The organism is uncultured Fibrobacter sp., from assembly GCF_937877005.1.
Taxonomy (GTDB): domain Bacteria; phylum Fibrobacterota; class Fibrobacteria; order Fibrobacterales; family Fibrobacteraceae; genus Fibrobacter.
This window is the reverse complement of the sequence record NZ_CALEFV010000180.1, coordinates 1-1,934: the sequence shown is the minus strand read 5'-3', so window position 1 is coordinate 1,934 and position 1,934 is coordinate 1. Positions and strand designations below refer to the sequence as shown.

Here is a 1,934-nt window from a genome sequence, read left to right as displayed (position 1 = left end):
GTCGACTACGACTCGCTCTCGGTAGGTGACACCATCTGCATCACGGGACTGCTCAAGTGCAAGCAGATTACCAAGAGCGACGCCAAGAACGGCTACGCCATCATCGACAACATCCCCATCGTCGAAAATGACGAAGGCGAAAAGACCATCGAAATCTACAACGGCAAGAAATTTATCACCAAAAACGTGTACTGGAACTTCCAGGAAGACGACACCTTGTTCGTGAACAACTACGCCGACGCAAACATTCTCTACACCCTAGAATTTTCACTACCGGAATTTGACCTACTCGATTCTCTCGACGATCCCAAGCTGGATTCCCTGCTCATTCCGCTCAAGAAGAAAGGGAGTCACGACAAGTCGATGCCCTATTACATGCATGACTACAGCGAAGTGTTCCTGGACGAACAGGGCAACGTGGTAACATCTCAGGGTAGCGACTGGATATCCGAAGATTCCATCTTGTACTGGGTCGCCATACCGCAAATCAGCTCTACCGCAAAGCTCACGGCCGTGGCCGGCGAAATCCAGTGGCACAACTTCGACCGAGCCGACTCCCGACTCCGCCAGTTCGTAGCAAGCCCCGCGACAGACACTCTTCTTGACATGCGCTACGACAACAGCGTTTTTGCCGAGGATTCCAGCGTCGCCATCAGCTTCTGGTTTGAACAGGAGAGCCTCGCCAAAGACGCAACTCTGCTAAGTGCCGGTTCCGACAGCCTCGGATTCGCCATCCGCCGCTGTAACAAGGATTCTTCTGCACTCTGCGCAAGTGTCTACAACGGCATTGACACTGCGTCGACCGATTCCATTGAATACGGCAAGGCCGCTGTGCTCGACGGTAAGCGCCACCACTATTCGCTCGTCATCCATAAAAAGCACCTAGCCATCGCCGTCGACGGAATCACCATCCGCGACACGGACCTGAAACTTTCCGAAGACTTTTACGGAATCAAGGACGTCAAGGTGGGGAGTGTGCCGTTAAACAACCTTACGCTTTACTCCTTCGGTGATTTCATCAAGCACAAGAGCGACAAGAACTGGACACGCCTAAAGGCATGGCTGTATGCATTCTACGAAATGCAGTCAAGCAATTAATCCCCTAAAACAAACTTAAAGTAGACATTCATCAGGGCGTCCCCCCATATATATACAATCGGGGCGGCCACCGCAAGGAACGGGCCAAAAGGAATCTGCCCTGCGCCCTCATCTTCGGGGGCGTTTTCGTTTTTTTCAGTTTTTTTCGCAGTCTTGCCGGCCGAAATTTTAGCATAAGGCACCATGACGAGGATCCCAAGAACTGACGCCATCACCAGGACCTCGACCGCATGGGAAATACCCATAATCGCACCAAATCCAGCCAGGAGCTTGACATCGCCAAAGCCCATGGCATCCTTATGCAAAAGCTTTGTCGCAACAAAGCCAATAAGATACAGCCCTCCACCGGCCAGCAACGCACCCACGAGGCTCTGTAACGGGGTCACGCCACCGGGAATAAGCGAAATGACAAGACCAGCAACAATTCCGCCAACCGAAATGGAATCAGGAATTAATTTGTACTTAAAATCAATGGCGCTCACCGGGTAGATGCCTAGCAGGAGCCAAAATAGAGCAAGAGCATCGGCCCACACTTCTAGACTCAGTACCGGCGCCGTAAAATCCGTCGAGAAACCCGTCGCCGCAAACAGTGCAAGTGCCCCAAGCAGGCCGCAAAGCGATTCCCCTATCGGATAAATGATGCTGATAGGCTGTTTACAGCAGGCGCTCTTGCCCCTCAGAATAATCCAACCTATAATAGGTAGATTGTAGTACAGCGGAATATGCTTTTTGCACAGGGGACAATGAGACGGAGGGTTTATGAGCGATATTCCACGCGGCATGCGATACACAATCACGTTATAGAAACTGCCGACGCAGGCGCCCAGCATGAAAAA

The 1,934-nt window shown here is 51.8% G+C and carries 2 protein-coding genes; one reads left to right on the top strand and one right to left on the bottom strand.

What is annotated here, in order from left to right; translation table 11 throughout:
• Positions 1 to 1,098: hypothetical protein (locus tag Q0628_RS08445; RefSeq protein WP_298770054.1), on the top strand; the 1,098-nt coding region annotated here is incomplete at its 5' end.
• On the opposite strand, the gene Q0628_RS08440 is transcribed toward Q0628_RS08445, so the two are convergent.
• Positions 1,095 to 1,934 (bottom strand): A24 family peptidase (locus Q0628_RS08440; protein ID WP_298770052.1); only part of this gene is annotated, 840 nt, incomplete at its 5' end. The genes Q0628_RS08445 and Q0628_RS08440 overlap by 4 nt on opposite strands.